This window comes from Pistricoccus aurantiacus (assembly GCF_007954585.1).
In the GTDB taxonomy this organism is placed as follows: domain Bacteria; phylum Pseudomonadota; class Gammaproteobacteria; order Pseudomonadales; family Halomonadaceae; genus Pistricoccus; species Pistricoccus aurantiacus.
In genome coordinates this window covers 334,478-350,852 of sequence record NZ_CP042382.1, presented here as the reverse complement: position 1 = coordinate 350,852, position 16,375 = coordinate 334,478, and the positions used below count along the sequence as shown (strand labels likewise).

The 16,375-nt window shown below is 55.2% G+C and carries 18 protein-coding genes; 10 read left to right on the top strand and 8 right to left on the bottom strand.

Going from position 1 to position 16,375, the window contains the following annotated elements; translation table 11 throughout:
* The first annotated feature begins 3 nt into the window (after positions 1-3).
* The 3 genes from guaB to FGL86_RS01620 all read left to right on the top strand — a co-directional run bounded on the left by guaB (position 4) and on the right by FGL86_RS01620 (position 3,936).
* Positions 4-1,473 (top strand): IMP dehydrogenase, encoded by a 1,470-nt coding sequence (gene guaB / locus FGL86_RS01635; RefSeq protein ID WP_147182969.1) that lies wholly within the window; start codon positions 4-6, stop codon positions 1,471-1,473.
* 6 nt (positions 1,474-1,479) lie between these two features.
* Positions 1,480-3,054: a glutamine-hydrolyzing GMP synthase gene (gene guaA, locus FGL86_RS01630; protein ID WP_147182968.1), complete on the top strand. Its 1,575-nt coding sequence runs from the start codon at positions 1,480-1,482 to the stop codon at positions 3,052-3,054.
* A gap of 357 nt (positions 3,055-3,411) precedes the next feature.
* The gene (locus FGL86_RS01620) at positions 3,412-3,936 is read left to right on the top strand and encodes a helix-turn-helix transcriptional regulator (RefSeq protein ID WP_147182966.1); all 525 of its coding nucleotides are present in this window, start codon (positions 3,412-3,414) and stop codon (positions 3,934-3,936) included.
* Here FGL86_RS01620 and FGL86_RS01615 read toward each other — a convergent pair.
* A complete protein-coding gene (locus tag FGL86_RS01615) occupies positions 3,929-4,198 on the bottom strand; it encodes a site-specific integrase (protein WP_147182965.1) in 270 nt (89 codons plus the stop codon). The two genes, FGL86_RS01620 and FGL86_RS01615, sit on opposite strands and share 8 nt — an antisense overlap.
* A 322-nt stretch (positions 4,199-4,520) precedes the next feature.
* On the opposite strand from FGL86_RS01615, the gene FGL86_RS01610 reads away from it, so the two are divergent.
* From FGL86_RS01610 to FGL86_RS01595, 4 genes are all read left to right on the top strand, one after another.
* On the top strand, positions 4,521-5,219 hold the full coding sequence (locus FGL86_RS01610; RefSeq protein WP_147182964.1) for an HNH endonuclease: 699 nt from the start codon (positions 4,521-4,523) through the stop codon (positions 5,217-5,219).
* A 1-nt stretch (position 5,220) separates the two neighbouring features.
* Complete coding sequence (locus tag FGL86_RS01605) at positions 5,221-5,631, top strand: hypothetical protein (RefSeq protein ID WP_147182963.1); 411 nt, start codon at positions 5,221-5,223, stop codon at positions 5,629-5,631.
* Positions 5,618-5,932: a hypothetical protein gene (locus FGL86_RS01600; protein ID WP_147186042.1), complete on the top strand. Its 315-nt coding sequence runs from the start codon at positions 5,618-5,620 to the stop codon at positions 5,930-5,932. The genes FGL86_RS01605 and FGL86_RS01600 overlap by 14 nt, the downstream gene beginning before the upstream one ends.
* A 164-nt stretch (positions 5,933-6,096) precedes the next feature.
* Positions 6,097-7,680 (top strand): transposase, encoded by a 1,584-nt coding sequence (locus tag FGL86_RS01595; protein ID WP_147182962.1) that lies wholly within the window; start codon positions 6,097-6,099, stop codon positions 7,678-7,680.
* A 327-nt stretch (positions 7,681-8,007) separates the two neighbouring features.
* On the opposite strand, the gene lplA is transcribed toward FGL86_RS01595, so the two are convergent.
* A complete protein-coding gene (lplA, locus tag FGL86_RS01590; protein WP_147182961.1) occupies positions 8,008-9,015 on the bottom strand; it encodes a lipoate--protein ligase in 1,008 nt (335 codons plus the stop codon).
* A gap of 102 nt (positions 9,016-9,117) precedes the next feature.
* On the opposite strand from lplA, the gene FGL86_RS01585 reads away from it, so the two are divergent.
* Both FGL86_RS01585 and tehB read left to right on the top strand, forming a co-directional pair.
* Positions 9,118-9,801, top strand: coding sequence for a DNA-3-methyladenine glycosylase I (locus FGL86_RS01585; RefSeq protein WP_147182960.1), 684 nt, complete (start codon positions 9,118-9,120; stop codon positions 9,799-9,801).
* Between the two features lie 112 nt (positions 9,802-9,913).
* Positions 9,914-10,480: a tellurite resistance methyltransferase TehB gene (gene tehB, locus FGL86_RS01580; RefSeq protein WP_147182959.1), complete on the top strand. Its 567-nt coding sequence runs from the start codon at positions 9,914-9,916 to the stop codon at positions 10,478-10,480.
* On the opposite strand, the gene FGL86_RS17985 is transcribed toward tehB, so the two are convergent.
* From FGL86_RS17985 to FGL86_RS01565, 3 genes are read right to left on the bottom strand one after another with little or no spacing between them, the layout of a single operon-like run.
* Positions 10,378-10,683 (bottom strand): phage integrase N-terminal SAM-like domain-containing protein, encoded by a 306-nt coding sequence (locus tag FGL86_RS17985; protein ID WP_222433782.1) that lies wholly within the window; start codon positions 10,681-10,683, stop codon positions 10,378-10,380. The two genes, tehB and FGL86_RS17985, sit on opposite strands and share 103 nt — an antisense overlap.
* A gap of 19 nt (positions 10,684-10,702) precedes the next feature.
* Entirely contained in the window at positions 10,703-11,113 is a 411-nt protein-coding gene (gene vapC, locus FGL86_RS01570; protein ID WP_147182958.1) for a type II toxin-antitoxin system VapC family toxin, read from the bottom strand.
* Positions 11,110-11,304, bottom strand: coding sequence for a type II toxin-antitoxin system VapB family antitoxin (locus tag FGL86_RS01565; protein ID WP_147182957.1), 195 nt, complete (start codon positions 11,302-11,304; stop codon positions 11,110-11,112). The genes vapC and FGL86_RS01565 overlap by 4 nt, the downstream gene beginning before the upstream one ends.
* A gap of 441 nt (positions 11,305-11,745) precedes the next feature.
* On the opposite strand from FGL86_RS01565, the gene FGL86_RS01555 reads away from it, so the two are divergent.
* Entirely contained in the window at positions 11,746-12,018 is a 273-nt protein-coding gene (locus tag FGL86_RS01555; RefSeq protein WP_147182956.1) for an antitoxin, read from the top strand.
* 118 nt (positions 12,019-12,136) lie between these two features.
* Here the strand turns inward: FGL86_RS01555 and FGL86_RS01550 are convergent, their stop codons facing one another.
* The 3 genes from FGL86_RS01550 to FGL86_RS01540 all read right to left on the bottom strand — a co-directional run bounded on the left by FGL86_RS01550 (position 12,137) and on the right by FGL86_RS01540 (position 16,281).
* Positions 12,137-13,438: a PQQ-dependent sugar dehydrogenase gene (locus tag FGL86_RS01550; RefSeq protein WP_147182955.1), complete on the bottom strand. Its 1,302-nt coding sequence runs from the start codon at positions 13,436-13,438 to the stop codon at positions 12,137-12,139.
* The gene (locus tag FGL86_RS01545) at positions 13,435-13,863 is read right to left on the bottom strand and encodes a DUF2231 domain-containing protein (RefSeq protein WP_147182954.1); all 429 of its coding nucleotides are present in this window, start codon (positions 13,861-13,863) and stop codon (positions 13,435-13,437) included. Before FGL86_RS01545 ends, FGL86_RS01550 begins: the two co-directional genes overlap by 4 nt.
* Before the next feature lie 132 nt (positions 13,864-13,995).
* Complete coding sequence (locus FGL86_RS01540; protein WP_147182953.1) at positions 13,996-16,281, bottom strand: FdhF/YdeP family oxidoreductase; 2,286 nt, start codon at positions 16,279-16,281, stop codon at positions 13,996-13,998.
* Between the last annotated feature and the right edge of the window lie 94 nt (positions 16,282-16,375).

Here is a 16,375-nt window from a genome sequence, read left to right as displayed (position 1 = left end):
CCAATGCTACGTATGGCTCAAGAAGCACTTACGTTCGATGACGTATTACTGGTTCCCGGCTATTCCGACGTGCTGCCCAAGGACGTCAGCCTCAAGACCCGCCTGACCCGCCATCTCGAACTCAATATTCCCCTTTGTTCCTCCGCCATGGATACCGTCACCGAGGCGCGCCTGGCCATCGCCATGGCCCAGGAAGGTGGCATCGGTATCATCCACAAGAACATGTCCGTGAACGCCCAGGCGGCGGAAGTGCGCAAGGTCAAGAAGCACGAGAGCGTGATCGTCAAGGATCCGGTCACCGTCGGCCCGGATGCCAAGCTGCAAGACCTTTTGAACATGGCCAGGGAGTACGGCTTCTCCGGCTTTCCGGTAGTGGAAGGCGAGACCCTGGTGGGCATCGTCACCGGTCGAGATATGCGCTTCCAACCGGATCACAGCGACAGCGTCGAGGCGATCATGACACCTCGGGAGCAGTTGATCACCGTGGTGGAAGGCACGCCCCTCGAGCAGATCAAGACACAGCTTCACGAGCATCGCATCGAGAAGATGCCGGTGGTGGACAAGGAATTTCGGCTGCGCGGCCTGGTGACCTTCCGGGATATCGAGAAGGCCCGTAACTATCCCAATGCGGCCAAGGACGGCGATGGCCGCTTGCTGGTGGGCGCGGCGGTGGGTACCGGTCCGGAAACCCCGGAGCGCATCAAAGCCCTGGCGGACGCCGGCGTCGATGTGGTGGTGGTGGATACCGCTCACGGTCATTCGAAAGGCGTGATCGATCGGGTGCGCTGGGTCAAGGAGAACTTCCCGCAGATCCAGGTGATCGGCGGTAACATCGCCACCGCGGATGCCGCGAGAGCGCTGGCGGAAGCCGGTGTAGACGCGGTAAAGGTAGGCATCGGTCCAGGCTCGATCTGCACCACGCGGATCGTCGCCGGAGTCGGCGTGCCCCAGATCAGCGCGGTAGCCAACGTTTCCGCCGCCCTCGAGGACTATGACATTCCACTGATCGCCGACGGCGGTGTGCGCTTCTCCGGGGATCTCTCCAAGGCAATCGCCGCCGGCGCCAGCTGCGTGATGATCGGCGGCCTGCTCGCCGGCACCGAGGAAGCCCCCGGTGAGGTCGAGCTCTACCAAGGGCGTACCTACAAGGCCTATCGCGGCATGGGCTCCATGGGCGCCATGTCCCAGAGCCAGGGTTCCTCGGATCGCTATTTCCAGGACAAGAGCGAAGGCATCGAAAAGCTCGTCCCGGAAGGCATCGAAGGCCGGGTGCCCTACAAGGGCCTGATGAGCGCCATCGTTCATCAGCTGATGGGTGGCCTGCGCGCCTCCATGGGCTACACCGGCTGTCGCAGCATCGAGGAAATGCGCACCAAGCCGGAATTCGTCAAGATCACCGGCGCCGGCTTCAACGAGTCGCATGTTCATGACGTGCAGATCACGAAAGAAGCTCCCAACTATCGGGTGGGCTAAGGGATCATGACCGATATTCACGCCCACAAGATTCTGATCCTCGATTTCGGCTCCCAGTACACCCAGCTGATCGCTCGCCGGGTGCGGGAAATCGGCGTCTATTCGGAGGTGCGCGCCTTCGATATCAGCGAAGACGAGATTCGCGAATACAATCCCAACGGCATCATCCTCGCCGGCGGGCCGGAATCCGTCACCGAGCTGGATTCCCCGCGAGCGCCGCAGTGCGTTTTTGAGCTGGGCCTGCCGGTGTTCGGCATCTGCTACGGCATGCAAACCATGGCGGAGCAGCTCGGCGGCCAGGTGGAAGGCTCCAAAAAGCAGGAATTCGGCTACGCTCAGGTGCGTATCGAGGGCGACGATGCCTTGTTCAAGGGCATCAAGGATCACGTCGATCATGACGGCAAGGCGCTGCTCGATGTGTGGATGAGCCACGGCGACAAGGTGGCCCGGGTGCCGGAGAGCTTCACCGTCACCGCCTCCACTCCGAGCTGCCCCAACGCCGCCATGGTCTGGGAGGAAAAGCGCTTCTACGGGGTGCAGTTCCATCCGGAAGTGACCCATACACTGCAAGGCATGCGGATTCTCGAACACTTCGTGCTTGGCATTTGTCAGGCGGAAAAGCTCTGGACCCCGGCGCGCATCGTCGAGGATCTTTCCGCCCGGGTGCGGGATCAGGTCGGCGATCGTCATGTGCTGCTCGGGCTTTCCGGCGGGGTGGATTCCTCCGTGGTGGCGGCGCTGCTGCACCAGGCCATCGGCGATCAGCTCACTTGCGTCTTCGTCGACAACGGTTTGCTTCGTAAGCAGGAAGGCGATCAGGTGATGGAAACCTTCGCCCGTCACATGGGCGTGCGGGTGATCCGTGTCGACGCGGAAGAGCAGTTTCTCTCCAGGCTCAAGGACGTCGCCGACCCGGAAGCCAAGCGCAAGGTCATCGGCAACACTTTCATCGATGTCTTCGACGCGGAGGCGGCGAAGATCGACGGCGTCGATTTTCTTGCCCAGGGCACCATCTACCCAGACGTGATCGAATCCGCCGCCAGCAAGACCGGCAAGGCTCATGTGATCAAGTCCCACCACAATGTCGGCGGCCTGCCGGAGACCATGAAGCTCAAGCTGGTGGAACCCCTGCGGGAGCTGTTCAAGGACGAGGTGAGAAAGCTCGGCCTGGAACTCGGCCTGCCCTATGACATGGTCTACCGCCATCCCTTCCCGGGGCCCGGGCTCGGCGTGCGTATCCTCGGCGAAGTGAAGAAGGAGTACGCGGATATCCTCCGCGAAGCCGACGCCATCTTTATCGAGGAGTTGCACAACGCGGATTGGTACCACAAGACCAGCCAAGCCTTCGCCGTCTTCCTGCCGGTAAAATCCGTCGGCGTGGTCGGCGACGGCCGCCGCTACGAGTGGGTCATCGCCCTGCGCGCCGTGGAAACCATCGACTTCATGACCGCCCGCTGGGCGCACCTGCCCTATGAACTGCTGGAGAAAGTCTCCAATCGCATCATCAACGAAATCAGCGGCGTATCGCGGGTGACCTACGACGTGAGCAGCAAGCCGCCCGCGACGATCGAGTGGGAGTGAAAACGAATAGCGGAGTTACCAATAAGGTTGTCAATTGACAACCTTATTTTTTACGACCAAACTTGAGATGAAGCGATGGCACGGGCTTCCCATCCCAATAAAGAAATTGAAGCAGCGCTTCGCCATGCAGAAGCCAATGGTTGGCGAATCAAGACTGCCAGCGGGCATGCGTGGGGACGGATTTACTGCCCCTACAACGATAATGAATGCCGTTGCGGTGAGTTCTGTATCACCAGCGTCTGGAGTACTCCCAGGAAACCGATAGCACACGCTCGTGCCATTCTTCGGGTAGTTGATAACTGTACGAGCAAGGAAAAGCAGGACAGCAATCACGAAGGCGCTTAGCAGGAGTAAATCATGGAATATATCTTTACCCTCAAATATCGGCTTACCGAGCGAGATGCAGATACCGACGAGTTCATTGAGCGGCTTGGAGAAGCCGGCTGCGACGATGCATTGATTGGTATCGGACAGCCTGGTCGCCTAGCGCTTGAGTTTACTCGTGAAGCTGACGATGCACGGCAGGCACTACACAGTGCATTAGCTGACGTAAAAAAAGCTGTACCTGCAGCACGTCTGATCGAGGTAACGCCGGATCTAGTCGGCCTGACTGATGCGGCGGAAATAGTCGGCATGTCCCGACAGAATCTACGCAAGCTGATGCTGGCGAATCCTGAAACATTTCCCGATCCCGTTCACGAAGGCAGCGCTTCGCTGTGGCATCTGTCGGAAATACTGGCATGGCTGGAGGCACGGGGTAGTTATGCGCTCGATTACAGCATAATGGATGTTGCTTCTGCTGCGTTGCAGGTCAATTTGCTAAAGCAGACTCAGCACCGATTACCTGAACATGATCAGGAACTGGAAGAATTGATCAGTTGAAATGTGGGTTTGAAAGGTAAGGTTGCGGCATCAGCGCCTGGTTCTGTGTGGACGCTGCCACACGGCGCTCCACCGCCAAATGCTCCAGGAAGGCACGTACCTCTGTGCCACCCATGACGGCAGGGTGTCGGACATCATGGAAGCGAATGAAGTAGCGAATCCAGTAGCAGTAGGTCTTCTCGGTTCTGGGGCTGTAGCGTTTCACTCGCATGGTGGCCTTCACCCGGTCCATCAGCTTCGGCGGTCTGCTGTGCGAATCCATATGGCGGCCCTCGATGCGTGTATATGCATACAGTATTATTGGTCCTGGCACAACGCGCAAGCGCGCTAACCCTGCATAGGTGGCCGAATCATGATTCAGGTTCCGTAAAATCAAAGAGTTAGTTAGAAAAATTCGCGATTGATAAGATTGTTGAACGAGCACGCGCGTTCAAGTCAATCAACGAGCACGCTGTCTAATACCTGTTATGTTTATCAGTTTTCGTTACAGCAAGTTACTAATTTTTCGAGGAATAGACGTAAACCAAATGTCATTCTGTTAGCCCATGGTAATGTACGATAATCTGTCTGAGTTCGGGGTATTCATGTCTATAACAAGTAAATCCATTAAAATTTTATGGTCTAATGCAGCTGGTCGATGTTCATTTAGAGGATGCACAGAGAGACTGTCAGTAGAGGAAGCTGAGGGTGTTACGCCTTATACCCTCGGTGAAATGGCTCATATTAAAGGTAACAAACTGGGGTCCAACCGATACGATGCTGATCAACCTGCCTTGGAAAGGGATGGTTATGAAAATCTAATTTTGCTTTGTCCTACCCACCACACACTAATTGATAAAGCAGAAAACGAAGCTGAATACTCTGTTGAGTTGCTTCATGAAATGAAGCAAGAACATGAAGAGTTTGTTTCAAATCGCCTACAGATCACTGAACTGAAGAGCCTTGAACAACTAAAAGACAAAATTGCTCCATATATGGCTGAGAACCACCAAGTTTGGGATCAATATGGTCCAATGTCCGAAAATGCAAGAAAAAATCCAAACAGTGACCAAGTGTATGCTTTATGGACTTCTGAGCGTCTTTCTACGATTGTTCCTAATAATAGAGAGATAAAGGAGTTACTCGTTGAATATCGAGCATTATTCTCTCGTAAAGAACACAGAGTTGTAAGTAAGTTTATAAAGCATGTAGAAAGTTATGAGCAATGGGTAGAAGATAAAATTCCTTATAATGCAGTTCAGCGATTTCCGAGTGATTTTGAAGATTTAATATTAGGAGAATAATATGCCGGCACATAACGAAAACTTTCCTTGGATGAGTTATTACAGAAACTACAACTTTTTTGAGCAACGTATGACTGAACACAGTAAAGTTAGCTCTTGTCAGAAGCTGGATGCTGGTTTGTATAGTATTGAGTTAAATACGGGCAAAAAACTGAACGTTTTTATTTGCGAGTGTTATTCGTTTGGCACAGCGGAATATGTAGAGTCATGTGAAAACTATGGGGCTCTTGATGCAGTAATTATTAGTTCGAATTGGTGTGGTTATTCCTTAGAGCTAAAACGTGACTGTATGGCTGATCAAGTTGGTATTTTCGATATTGGTGGCTTTATGGCTGCAATAAATCAGCGTGAGTATTGGACTTATCTGACTGACTATGAAAAAGATAAGTTTAAAGAATATGGCTGGTCTTGAGCGTTTAGCGGATGTCTATGGTTTCGGCTCCTATTTCAAAGGCGAATCAAACTTCAACGATATAGATATTTTAATAGTACAAAATTCGAATAGCTTTAAATCGTGCAAAGTAGCTATCTCATTGAAGAAAAACTTGTTAGCAAGAGTTGATAAAGTGTCAGTTACTATGCTTTCAAAGTCTGAAGAGTCAGAAGTTAATTTTATTGAAAAAGCATCGGCCAAACATTTGTCACCATACAATGGCAAAAACTTATGTGAAATTATTGCTGCGATAGAAGATATTTCTTCAGTGTGCAAATAAACATAACAAAGCATTTAAGAGTGATTCGCAACGCTTGGCAGTTTCGCTTCGCTCAAGTATAGCCAAGCGTCGCTCACACCTTAATGCGGCGTTGAGGCTGTAGAAAAACTCAAATTTCCGGCGCTGGTTTGGTAAAATCGGGCACAAAGACGAGGAGTAGTCGGATGACGAAAGCCAAACCCCGTTTCAGGCCCTACAACTACGACCAGGACGCGATGGTCGTGATCAATTATCAGGAACAGCTCCAGCCCGGTACCTTTGAACACGCCGTTCATTACCTCATAGAGCACAAGCTGGATCTGTCGGTGTTCCACCCCAAGTACCGCAACGACGACACCGGCCGCCTGGCCTACGATCCGGCCATCTTGCTGAAGATCATTCTGTTCGCCTACTCCAAAGGCATCACCTCCAGTCGCGAGATCCAGTGGTGTTGCGAGACCAATATCATTTTCAAGGCGCTGTCCTGCGATACCGTGCCGCACTTCACCACCTTGGCCAAGTTTGTCAGTCAGCACGCCGATGAGATTGAAGAACTGTTCGAACAGATACTGTTGGTGTGTCATGAACAGGGTCTTCTGGGTAACGCGCTGTTTGCTATCGACGGCTGTAAAATATCGTCAGACGCGGCGAAGGAATGGTCGGGCACCTTTAAAGAGCTGAGTGAAAAGCGCGACAAACTGAAACGGCTGATTCGTCATCATCTGACCGAACACTACGCCCGGGATGAGGCCGAAACCGAAGCGGAACTGGATCGGGATATTCGCCGCGCCAAAACCATTCTGTCGCTGGAAGAAGCGATGACCAAGGTAGACCGCTTCCTAAAGACGAGCAGCCCAAGGATGGGCCAAGGGAAACGACGCAAGGAAGTGAAAAGCAACATCACCGATAACGAAAGCGGCAAGATGACCACCAGCAAGGGCACGATCCAGGGCTATAACGGTGTAGCCACGGTGGACAAGAAACACCAGATCATCATCGATGCCCAAGCCTTCGGCGAAGGCCAGGAACACCACACGTTAAAGCCGGTACTGGAGACGGTTCAGCAGCGCTATAAAAAGCTGGGCATCGCCGACAACATCTACCAAACCGGCGCGGTTGTCACGGCCGACACCGGCTTCGCCAACGAAACCAACATGCAGTACCTGTACGAACACCAGATCAACGGCTACATCCCGGACAACCGCTTCCGCAGTCGTGATCCCAAGTTCGCCGGCCAGAAAGGCAAGTACGGAAAACGCCACCAGAACCCACCGAAAACCGGCTGGAAACAGGTGATTCCGGCGAGCGAGTTCCAGTTCGACCCTGTCGCGATGGCCTGTGTTTGCCCTGCTGGAGAATCCTTGCATTACGAAGGCACCCGGAACGACCAAAATGGCGTACCAAGAGCCCACTTCCAAGGGCGATTGTTGCAGTGTCGCCATTGCCCCAAGAAGCACCAGTGTATGCAAAACCCCAGTTCGGCGGATCACCGCAAAGGTAAAGGACGACAGGTCTCTTATACCCTGGAAATCAGGCGAGGCCCGATCTATACCGACTGGATGAAGCATCGGGTGGACAGCCGGCAAGGCAAGGAGACCTACAGCCATCGAATGTCGGTGGTGGAACCCGTGTTCGGCAACATCGGCAGCAACAAACGCCTGAATCGCTTCAACCTGCGAGGCAAAAAGAAGGTGCAGGGCCAGTGGCAGTTGTATTGCCTGGTTCACAATATTGAGAAGCTGGCGAATTACGGGCAGTTCGCGGCATGATGCTGGGCTATGATACAGCCAGAAACGGCCCTCAGAGGGCTAAATGAGCGACATTTGGGGCTGAATATCGATAACGTCCGATGTTGTCGTGAAATTAACCAATTTGCGCGGGTTAATCGCAAGTAATGTAAAAACAACAAAGCGGCTGTAGATCAGGCTCTGAGAAGGGTTTTTCTACAGGCTCGTTAAGCAGCCTCAATTAAGAAAAATTAAATAAGTGCTTGCTAACATAAATGAAAGAATTGGCCAGATACGATTAAAGTGCTGGCGAAAAACTTATCTTGCCTAAAATCAATCAAGTTGCCGAAAATGAGTAAGGTCGGAAAGCTATTGCTCATCCGGCCCGTAGATCAGGTCGATAAACTCGGCGCGGTCCACTTCGCCAAAGTAGGGGTAGAGGTCGATGCCTTCCAGCGCGCCTTCGATGGCGCGCTTGTCGTAGCGCACGCCAATTAGAGCGTTTTGTATCTCGCTGACCGGGCGCTGGCCGAAGAAGTCGCCGTAGATCTTGACGTTTTCGATGGCGCCGCCGCGCTTTACCTTGAGACGAAAATCGATAATTCCCGCGGCAAAGTGTCGGGTGCGCTGGATGTCAAAGTCCGGCGAGTGGCCGTAGTTCCAGTCCCACTGGCGGTATTTTTCCTCGACCAGCGCGTTGATGCTGTTCCAGTCCTTGGCAGTCAGGCGGTAGGTTTTGCGCTCGGCACCATCAGGGAAAAGGCTTGCCAGTATTTTCTCCTTGAACGCCTCGGTAGAGAGTGGTGCCTCCAGAAACTCGGCGATGTTGGCAACTCGCGCCCGGGAAGACTTGTGGCCCTTGGATTTGATTTTGGTCATCTTCACGTCAAGCGCCTTGGTGACCTGATCAAGATCGCAGTCCAGCAGCAGGGTGCCGTGGTTGAACATGCGCTTGGTGGATGAGAACTGGGCGTTGCCGGAGACCTTTTTGTCGCCTACCACAATGTCGTTGCGGCCCTTCATCTCGGCTGACACGCCCATGGCGTTGAGCACCTTGATGATGGGAGTGGCAAACTGCTTGAAGTTGTTCAGCTTGTCCTTGGAAAAGTCGGTCAGAAAGCTGAAGTTGAGGTTGCCGTGGTCGTGATACACCGCGCCGCCGCCGGAGATGCGTCGCACGACGTGAATGCCGTGCTCGTCGATATACGCCTGATGAATCTCTTCCAGGGTGTTCTGGTTGCGGCCGATGATGATCGACGGCGCGTTGATGTAGAACAGCAGGTAGTCCTCGCCCGCGGGCAGGTGGCGGATGCAGTACTCCTCGATGGCTAGGTTGACATGTGGGTCGGTAATGCCTTCGTTGTCGATATGGATCATGGCGAACCTGGCGGTGGAGCAAAGATAGCGATTGGAGATAATGGTCGAGAATATAGCGCCGCCAGCAAGAGTCAACGACGGCACAAGTAGAGCGAGGTAGACATGACACTGGATTACCGCTGGCTCCATGACAGGGTTCGCAATCGTTTCGAGTCTGACGACGCCATGGAGGCCTTCCTGCCCAGGTCGCTGACGCCTGACGAGCTGAAGCAGCTGGGAGACGATCGCTACCTTTCCGCCATGAGCCAGCGGGTATTTCGGGCCGGCATGACACACTCGGTGGTCGATGCCAGGTGGCCCGCCTTCGAGGAGGCCTTCTGGGGGTTTGACCCGGAGAAGCTCGTGTTGCTCAGCCCGGAACAGATCGACGGCTACATGAACAATGACCGCATTATCCGTCACCGCACTAAGCTGCAGACCATTCCCAGGAATGCCCAGTTCATCCTGGATATTCGCCAAGAGCAGGGCACAAGCTTTGGCGAGTTCATTGCCAACTGGCCGAGTGCCGACATCATCGGTCTGTGGCATTTATTGGCCAAGCGTGGCGCTCGGCTGGGCGGGCGCTCCGCTGCCGGCTTCTTGCGACTTGTCGGCAAGGATACCTTTCTGCTGACCAGCGATGTGGTGGCACGCCTGGTGGCCGCCGGGGTGATTGACCAGACGCCGACGAGTCAGCGTGACAGGCAGCGTATACAGGATGCCTTCAATGCATTGCAGCAGGCGTCAGGAAGGCCGCTGTGTCAGCTCTCGGCCATGCTGTCGTTGAGTATCAACCCAAGGTTCTAGCCGATGGCGGCGGATGATGAGTCGAGCCTCGGAATTTATGGCTAGTGTTATTACGCCGCGCCAATAAAGTAGTAAAGTATATGCATATTATGCAGAAGCAAGGGGCGATACGATGTCAACTGATCTGAATAGCCGCTATGGCTTGAATCCCGCACATAGCGAAGTGATTGAGGCATGCCGGGTGGTGGCGCCGTGCAGCGTTCTGGACATGGGCTGCTCCAACGGGCGCAATGCTCTGTACCTGAGCCAGCAGGGCTTTGATGTAACCGCGGTAGACAACAATTCTGCGGCTATCGACATGCTGCAGCAGATCGTGAACCGGGAGGGAATCGATAACATCAAGCCACAGGTGTACGACATCAATAGCGCAGGGCTGAGCAGCGAGTATGGATGGATTGTCTGTACCGTCACCCTGATGTTTCTCGACCCAGGCCGTGTTGAAGCGGTGATTGCCGACATGCAGGAGCACACTCTGCCTGGCGGCTACAACACGATTGTCTGTGCCATGAACACCGACGAGCACCCTTGCCCGGTTGGCTTCCCCTTCACCCTTGGAGCAGGACAGTTGCGTGAGGCTTACGGTGGCTGGGAGCTGATCAAGTACAACGAAGATGTTGGCACGATGCACAACGGCGCGCGGCTGCAGTTTGCCACCATGCTGGCGCGCAAGCCCGAGTAGCAGGAGAGACTGGCCGGTGGGCGTCTGAGACGTCTGCAGCCGTGAGGTGACGATAGGGATAGGTCATGACGGCACCAGCTCCCCAATATCCCCTGAGACTGCTCAAGGATGTGGCGATACAGGAAGACGAGGACGTTCAGCGCCTGGTTCTGTGTGGCCGCCGCCACACGGCGCTCCACTGCAAGATATTCCAGAAAATTCATTCAACATCAGTGCGTTCCTCTAATACCTGTTATTTTTTCGTAGGGCAGGCTGAAGCCCAAGGTGGTCAACAAAAGGCGAAAAGTCGCGATCCAGAAACAGTAAGGGTAGCTGTTTTTCTATGCAAAACGTCGCGATGATCACGTCGGCAGTTTTTCTGATCGTGATGCCTTTTTTCCGTAGTGCCCGGTAGTTGTCGGCGCACTTAGTTGACATTTCTTTGCCAAACATTTCATGTTGATCTAATGTGAGCAGGCTTTGTTTAGTTTGGCGATATTGTTTGTCGTTGCGGATGCCTTGCAGGATTTCCAGGAATATAAGGTCGCCGATAGCAACCGAACCATGGCTGATCGAGACGTCCAGCAGATCAGTTTGTGGGTTTTCGACTCCATTGAAATAGTCGATCCAGACGCTGGTATCCACCAGAATCATTCGGCACCCCTCATTTCACTTAGGTCGCCTTCCCACTTGATCTTGCCGCGTAACTTCCGAATTTCCTGCTGTTTGCAAAGCTGGACTAGAAGTTTGAGGCCTTGCTCAACGGCCTCCTTTTTGGTTTCGTAACCGGAGACTTTGAGGGCTTCGGCCATTAACTGGTCGTCAATGACAATGTTTGTTCTCATGGTGCACCTATGTGTATGGTTGCTTGCTTTTATACACAACTTAGCATGTCATTGAGGACATAACAAACGGCTGCACAGCGACCGATTTTCCGCCGATTTGCGGCTCCAACCGGCACATGAGCCGAACGTTGAGTACAAAAAGCACATATGGTTCTATATTTTAGACCATGAAACCGACACATGGAGTTCAGAGAAGAACAAGCTTCTCCAAGTGGAAAGGAGTATCTCGTTCGAGGATGTAGTTTTGCATATCTCGATCGGAGATATCCTGGATACGTTTGAGCATCCGAATTAGGAACGGTATCCGGACCAGCAGATTCATGTGATTGAAATAGAGGGGTACACCTATCTCGTGCCCTTTGTAGAATCGGAGGATGAAGTTTTTCTGAAAACGATTATTTCGAGTCGAAAAGCGACCAAGACCTATTGGGGAGGTCCGAAATGAACAGGCTGGATAAAGACGAGCAGGAAATCCTGGACGCGTTCGATGCTGGAGAGTTGCAGCGAACGCCAGATATCAAGGATCGTAAAGCGCGGCATCAACAGTACGCCGAGGCCATGTTCAAGAAAGATGCCCGCATCAACATCAGGCTTTCTTCCAAGGATCTCCGGGGGCTGCAGAAAAAAGCGCTGGCCGAGGGTATTCCCTACCAGACACTTGTTGCCAGCATCCTCCACAAGTATGTCGAAGGTCGCTTGCGTGAGGATCGGTAGCTAACCAGATCACGCACCGGATGCCAAACCCTCCGCTTCGCAGCGGTTTTATCACCGTTGATGGGCAAGATCATTTCGTTATGCGCCGTTTATCGGCGCGGCTCGATTCCACGCCTCACTAATTCCCCTCCCGCGTCACTCGCCAAACAGTGTTGGAAAGGTCGTCGGCAATAATCACGGCGCCGTCCGGGGCGACGGTCACGCCGACCGGACGGCCGCGCGTTTTGCTATCCTCGGTCAGAAAGCCCGTCACGAAGTCGATGGGGTCACCGTCAGGCTGGCCGTTATTGAAAGGCACGAAGACCACCTTGTAACCCACGGGATCGGCGCGGTTCCAGCTGCCGTGCTCGCCGATAAATACGCCTTCCGCGAATTCGTCGCCCACAGCGGGCGTGGAGAAGTCGAGGCCAAGCGGTGCCCGGTGTGAGCCGAGGCTGTAATCGGGGGAAATTGCCGATTCCACCTTGTCGGGATTCTGCGGGCGTACCCGTGAATCGACGTGCTGCCCCCAGTAACTGTAGGGCCAGCCGTAGAAGCCGCCCTCCTGCACGGAAGTGAGGTAGTCGGGCACCAGATTGGGCCCGAGTTCGTCGCGCTCGTTCACCACCGCCCAAAGCTGATTTGTCTCCGGTTGAATGGTCAGCGCCGTGGGATTGCGCAGGCCGGTGGCATAGGGCTTGTACGCGCCGGTCTCCGCATCGATCTGCCATATTTCGGCCCGGTCGACTTCCGCCGCCATGCCGCGCTCGGTGATGTTGCTGTTGGAACCAATGCCGACGTAGAGAAATTGTCCGTCCGCGCTGGCGGTGAGCGCCTTGGTCCAGTGGTGATTGATCTCGGATGGTAGCAGCGTCACTACCTCGGGCGGGCCGCTGGCCTGAGTCTGGCCTTCCTCGTAATCGAATCGCACCAGCGCATCCTGGTTGGCTACGAAAAGATCATTATCGACCAGGGCAAGCCCGTAGGGCGCGTTGAGGTTTTCGGCGAAAACCGTCTGGTCCTCATAGGTGCCGTCATCGTTACCGTCGCGCAGCAGCGTCAATCGGTCACCACTCTCGACCGAGGTGGTGCCTTGGGACATGATAACCCCGGCAATGAAATCCTTCGGTCTCGGTTTGGGGGCGTTGCCACCGCCTTTGCCTTCGGCCACCAGGATATCGCCGTTGGGCAGCACCAGTGTCTGGCGCGGTACCTTGAGATCGGTGGCGATGGCCGTGATCGAATAGCCATCCGGCACCGTGGGTTTCTGGTCGCCCCATGGCGCCGGCTTGGGGATCGTCATGCTGGGCAACAGCCCGCGCTGCGGCTCGGGCAGCGTCGGGTTGGCGCCGTAGGGTCGTTCCACTTCGTTTGCGTTGGTCGTCCCAGCGATAAGCAGTATCGAAAGGGGAGCGGCGTAGCGAATACTGGAAAATTTCATGCCTTACCTCCAGCGCTGATACGGGAGAAACCGAGCCAGGTCGCCACGCAAGCCAGCACGGTAACGATGATCGAAAGCACGAAACCCGTGGGCATCACGCCCCAGGCATCCCGGGTATGAACCAGCGCATTGATGAAGCCGAGTATCCAGGTGGCCAACAGCAGAAAGAAGTAAACGAGGGAAAGCCGACGACGGCCATCGGCCCGAAACAGGCCAGTCAATGCGCATAGCAGCGCGAGGCCGTTGAACACGAGACCGCCGACAATCAGCCAGGACGCGAAGTGGGTCCACTGTATGTAGTAAGTCGAGGCGTAGGCATAGTCGCTCAGCGCGGCGCCAAGGAAAAGCGGCAGGGTTCCGGCAAGCAATACCCCATGAAGCGGATGCAACCCGCTTCGATAGGATCGTTCGGCAGTGGCGATCACGGCAAGCTCCCTTTGCTGATCGGGCGAAGACAGGGCGGCCCGAGTTTTTCCTGAAGGTAGTATCGCGCCTATTCGGTTGGAGTGTAGTTGACTCGTTAGGTTTTCAACAAACTAGTGCTTGAGAGAAACATTTCAAGCACTCTCGCGCTCGATTCGAACCGGTATGGATTTCGAGCCTGGGGTCTTCGAGAGCACGTCGTGATGGGACACCGGCACCAGTACGTTACACTCCGGGTAGTAGGACGCGACTGTTCCCGCGGGAAGGCGGAAGGGCGTGATCACAAGGCCCCCCAGGCGCCGGTCCGTGCCGTCATCCAGGTCCGTGATAAGTTGCACGACGTGGCCTTTCTTGAATCCGGCGCGTTCGATATCCTCCGGGTTCATCAACAGTACGTCCCGGGTGCCTTCGATGCCGTGAAAACGATCCGAATACCCGTAGATGGTAGTGTTGAACTGATCGTTGGAGCGGATCGTGAGCAGATTGTAGCGGCCCGGTTTTGGATCGTACCCTCGAGATGTCATCATTTTTGGCGTCGTGAACAACGCCTTTTTCTCTGGCGTCTTCCAGTTGCGTTTATGCGCGGCGATGCCCCGGTAGAAGCCGCCGGGCTGGAACATGCGCTTGTTGAAATCACCGAAGTCGTCCGGATAGGTCTGCTCGATCAGATCCCGCACCAGGGAGTAATCCGCGGTCCACTTGTCCCACTTCACCTTGGGGTTGGGGGGCAGCAGGGCCTTGGCGATGCCGGTGACAATGGCAAGCTCGCTCTTTAGATAACGTGAGGCCGGGGAGCGGTGCCCGGTAGAGCCACTGATCATGGCAAAGCTGTCTTCCGTGGAAATCGATTGTGGCCCGCTTGCCTGGTTATCCACCTCGGCGCGGCCCAGGCAGGGCAGAATGAAAGCCGCCTTGCCAGGGTAGAGATGGCTGCGGTTGAGCTTTGTGGACACCATCACCGTCAGGTTCTGCCGCGACCAGGCCTTTTCGATGCGTTTTTGATCCGGCACGGCCCGCAGCAGGTTGCCGCCCAGGCACATGCTGGCCTTGACCGAGCCGGCGAGGATGCCCTCGACCATATCGACGATGGTGACGCCGTCCTTGGTCGGCGGCTCGAAGTCATAGAGCTCGCGCAGCTTGTCCATGGGCACCAACTCGGCTTTCTCCGCGATGCCCACGGTGCGCTGGCCCTGAACGTTGGAGTGGCCACGCACCGGGCAGACACCGGCGCCGGGCTTGCCGATATTGCCCCTCAGCAGCAGCAGATTGACCAGCATGCCCACGTTGACGGAGCCATGGGTGTGCTGGGTCAGCCCCATGCCATACACGCCGATGACGCGCTTGGCCTTCATGTAAGCGTCAGCGGCATCTTTCAACGCTGCCTTCGAGAGCCCGCTATCGGATTCGATGTCATCCCAGTTTGCCGCCTTCACCGAGTCGAGAAAGCTGTCGAACCCCTGGGTATGCTCCTCGATGAAATCTACATCGATAATGCGCCTGTCGCCGTTACGCTGAGCAGCTTCGTCAGCGTCGATCACGTGCTTGCAGATGCCCATGATGGCGGCCACATCGCCGCCGGCGCTTAGCTGATGGTACTGATCGGAAATCTTCGTCTGATGCCCTGTCGCCATGTCGACGGGGCTCTGGGGGTCGACAAAGGCCACCAGCCCCTGCTCGATGATGGGATTGAAGGTGACGATCTTGGCGCCGCGCTTCTTGGCATCCTTCAGCGGATGAAGAAACCGCGGGCTGTTGGTGCCCGGGTTCTGGCCGAAGAAGAAAAAGGCGTCGGTCTGCTCCAGATCCTCCCAGACGATGGTGCCCACCGGCGAGCCGATCACTTTTTTCAGCGCCACGGAGGTGGTCTCGTGGCACATGTTGGAACTCTGGGGCAGGTTGTTATTGCCGTACAGTCGCGCCATCAGGGCATAGAGATAAGAGGCTTCGAGCCCCGCATGACCCGAGGCATAGAATACCGCGCTCTCCGGCTCAAGCGCCTTGAGCTCCCTGGCGATCTCGTTGAAGGCTATCGCCCAGTCGACGGCTTCGTAGCGGTCGCTGTCCGGATCGTAGCGCATCGGCTGGGTCAATCGACCGGTCTTCTCCAGTTCGTGATCGGTCCAGGAGCGCAACCCCTGTACGGTATGCTCCTTCCAGAACGCGGGAGTGCAACGATCCATCGTCAATTCCCACATCACCGCCTTGGCGCCGTTCTCGCAGAACTCGAAGGCGCTGTAGTTCTTGGGCTTGGGCCAGGCACAGGAGTTGCACATGAAGCCGCCGGGCTTGTTCATACGGCGCAGCGTGTCCATTGCGCTCGGAGACGCCGATGCTTCGAGGGATATGCGGGTGATACCCTTCACAGAGCCCCAGCCGCCAGCGGGCTCGTTACTCTCGACTACACCGTCTTCCTTGCTCACGTGCGTTCTCCAGTGGTGTTCATGTTCCATGATCCGCTGTCAGTATCAGGTTGCGACAGGAGGGTGAGTTCCTGTTGCTTTAATCAGCTCGGCT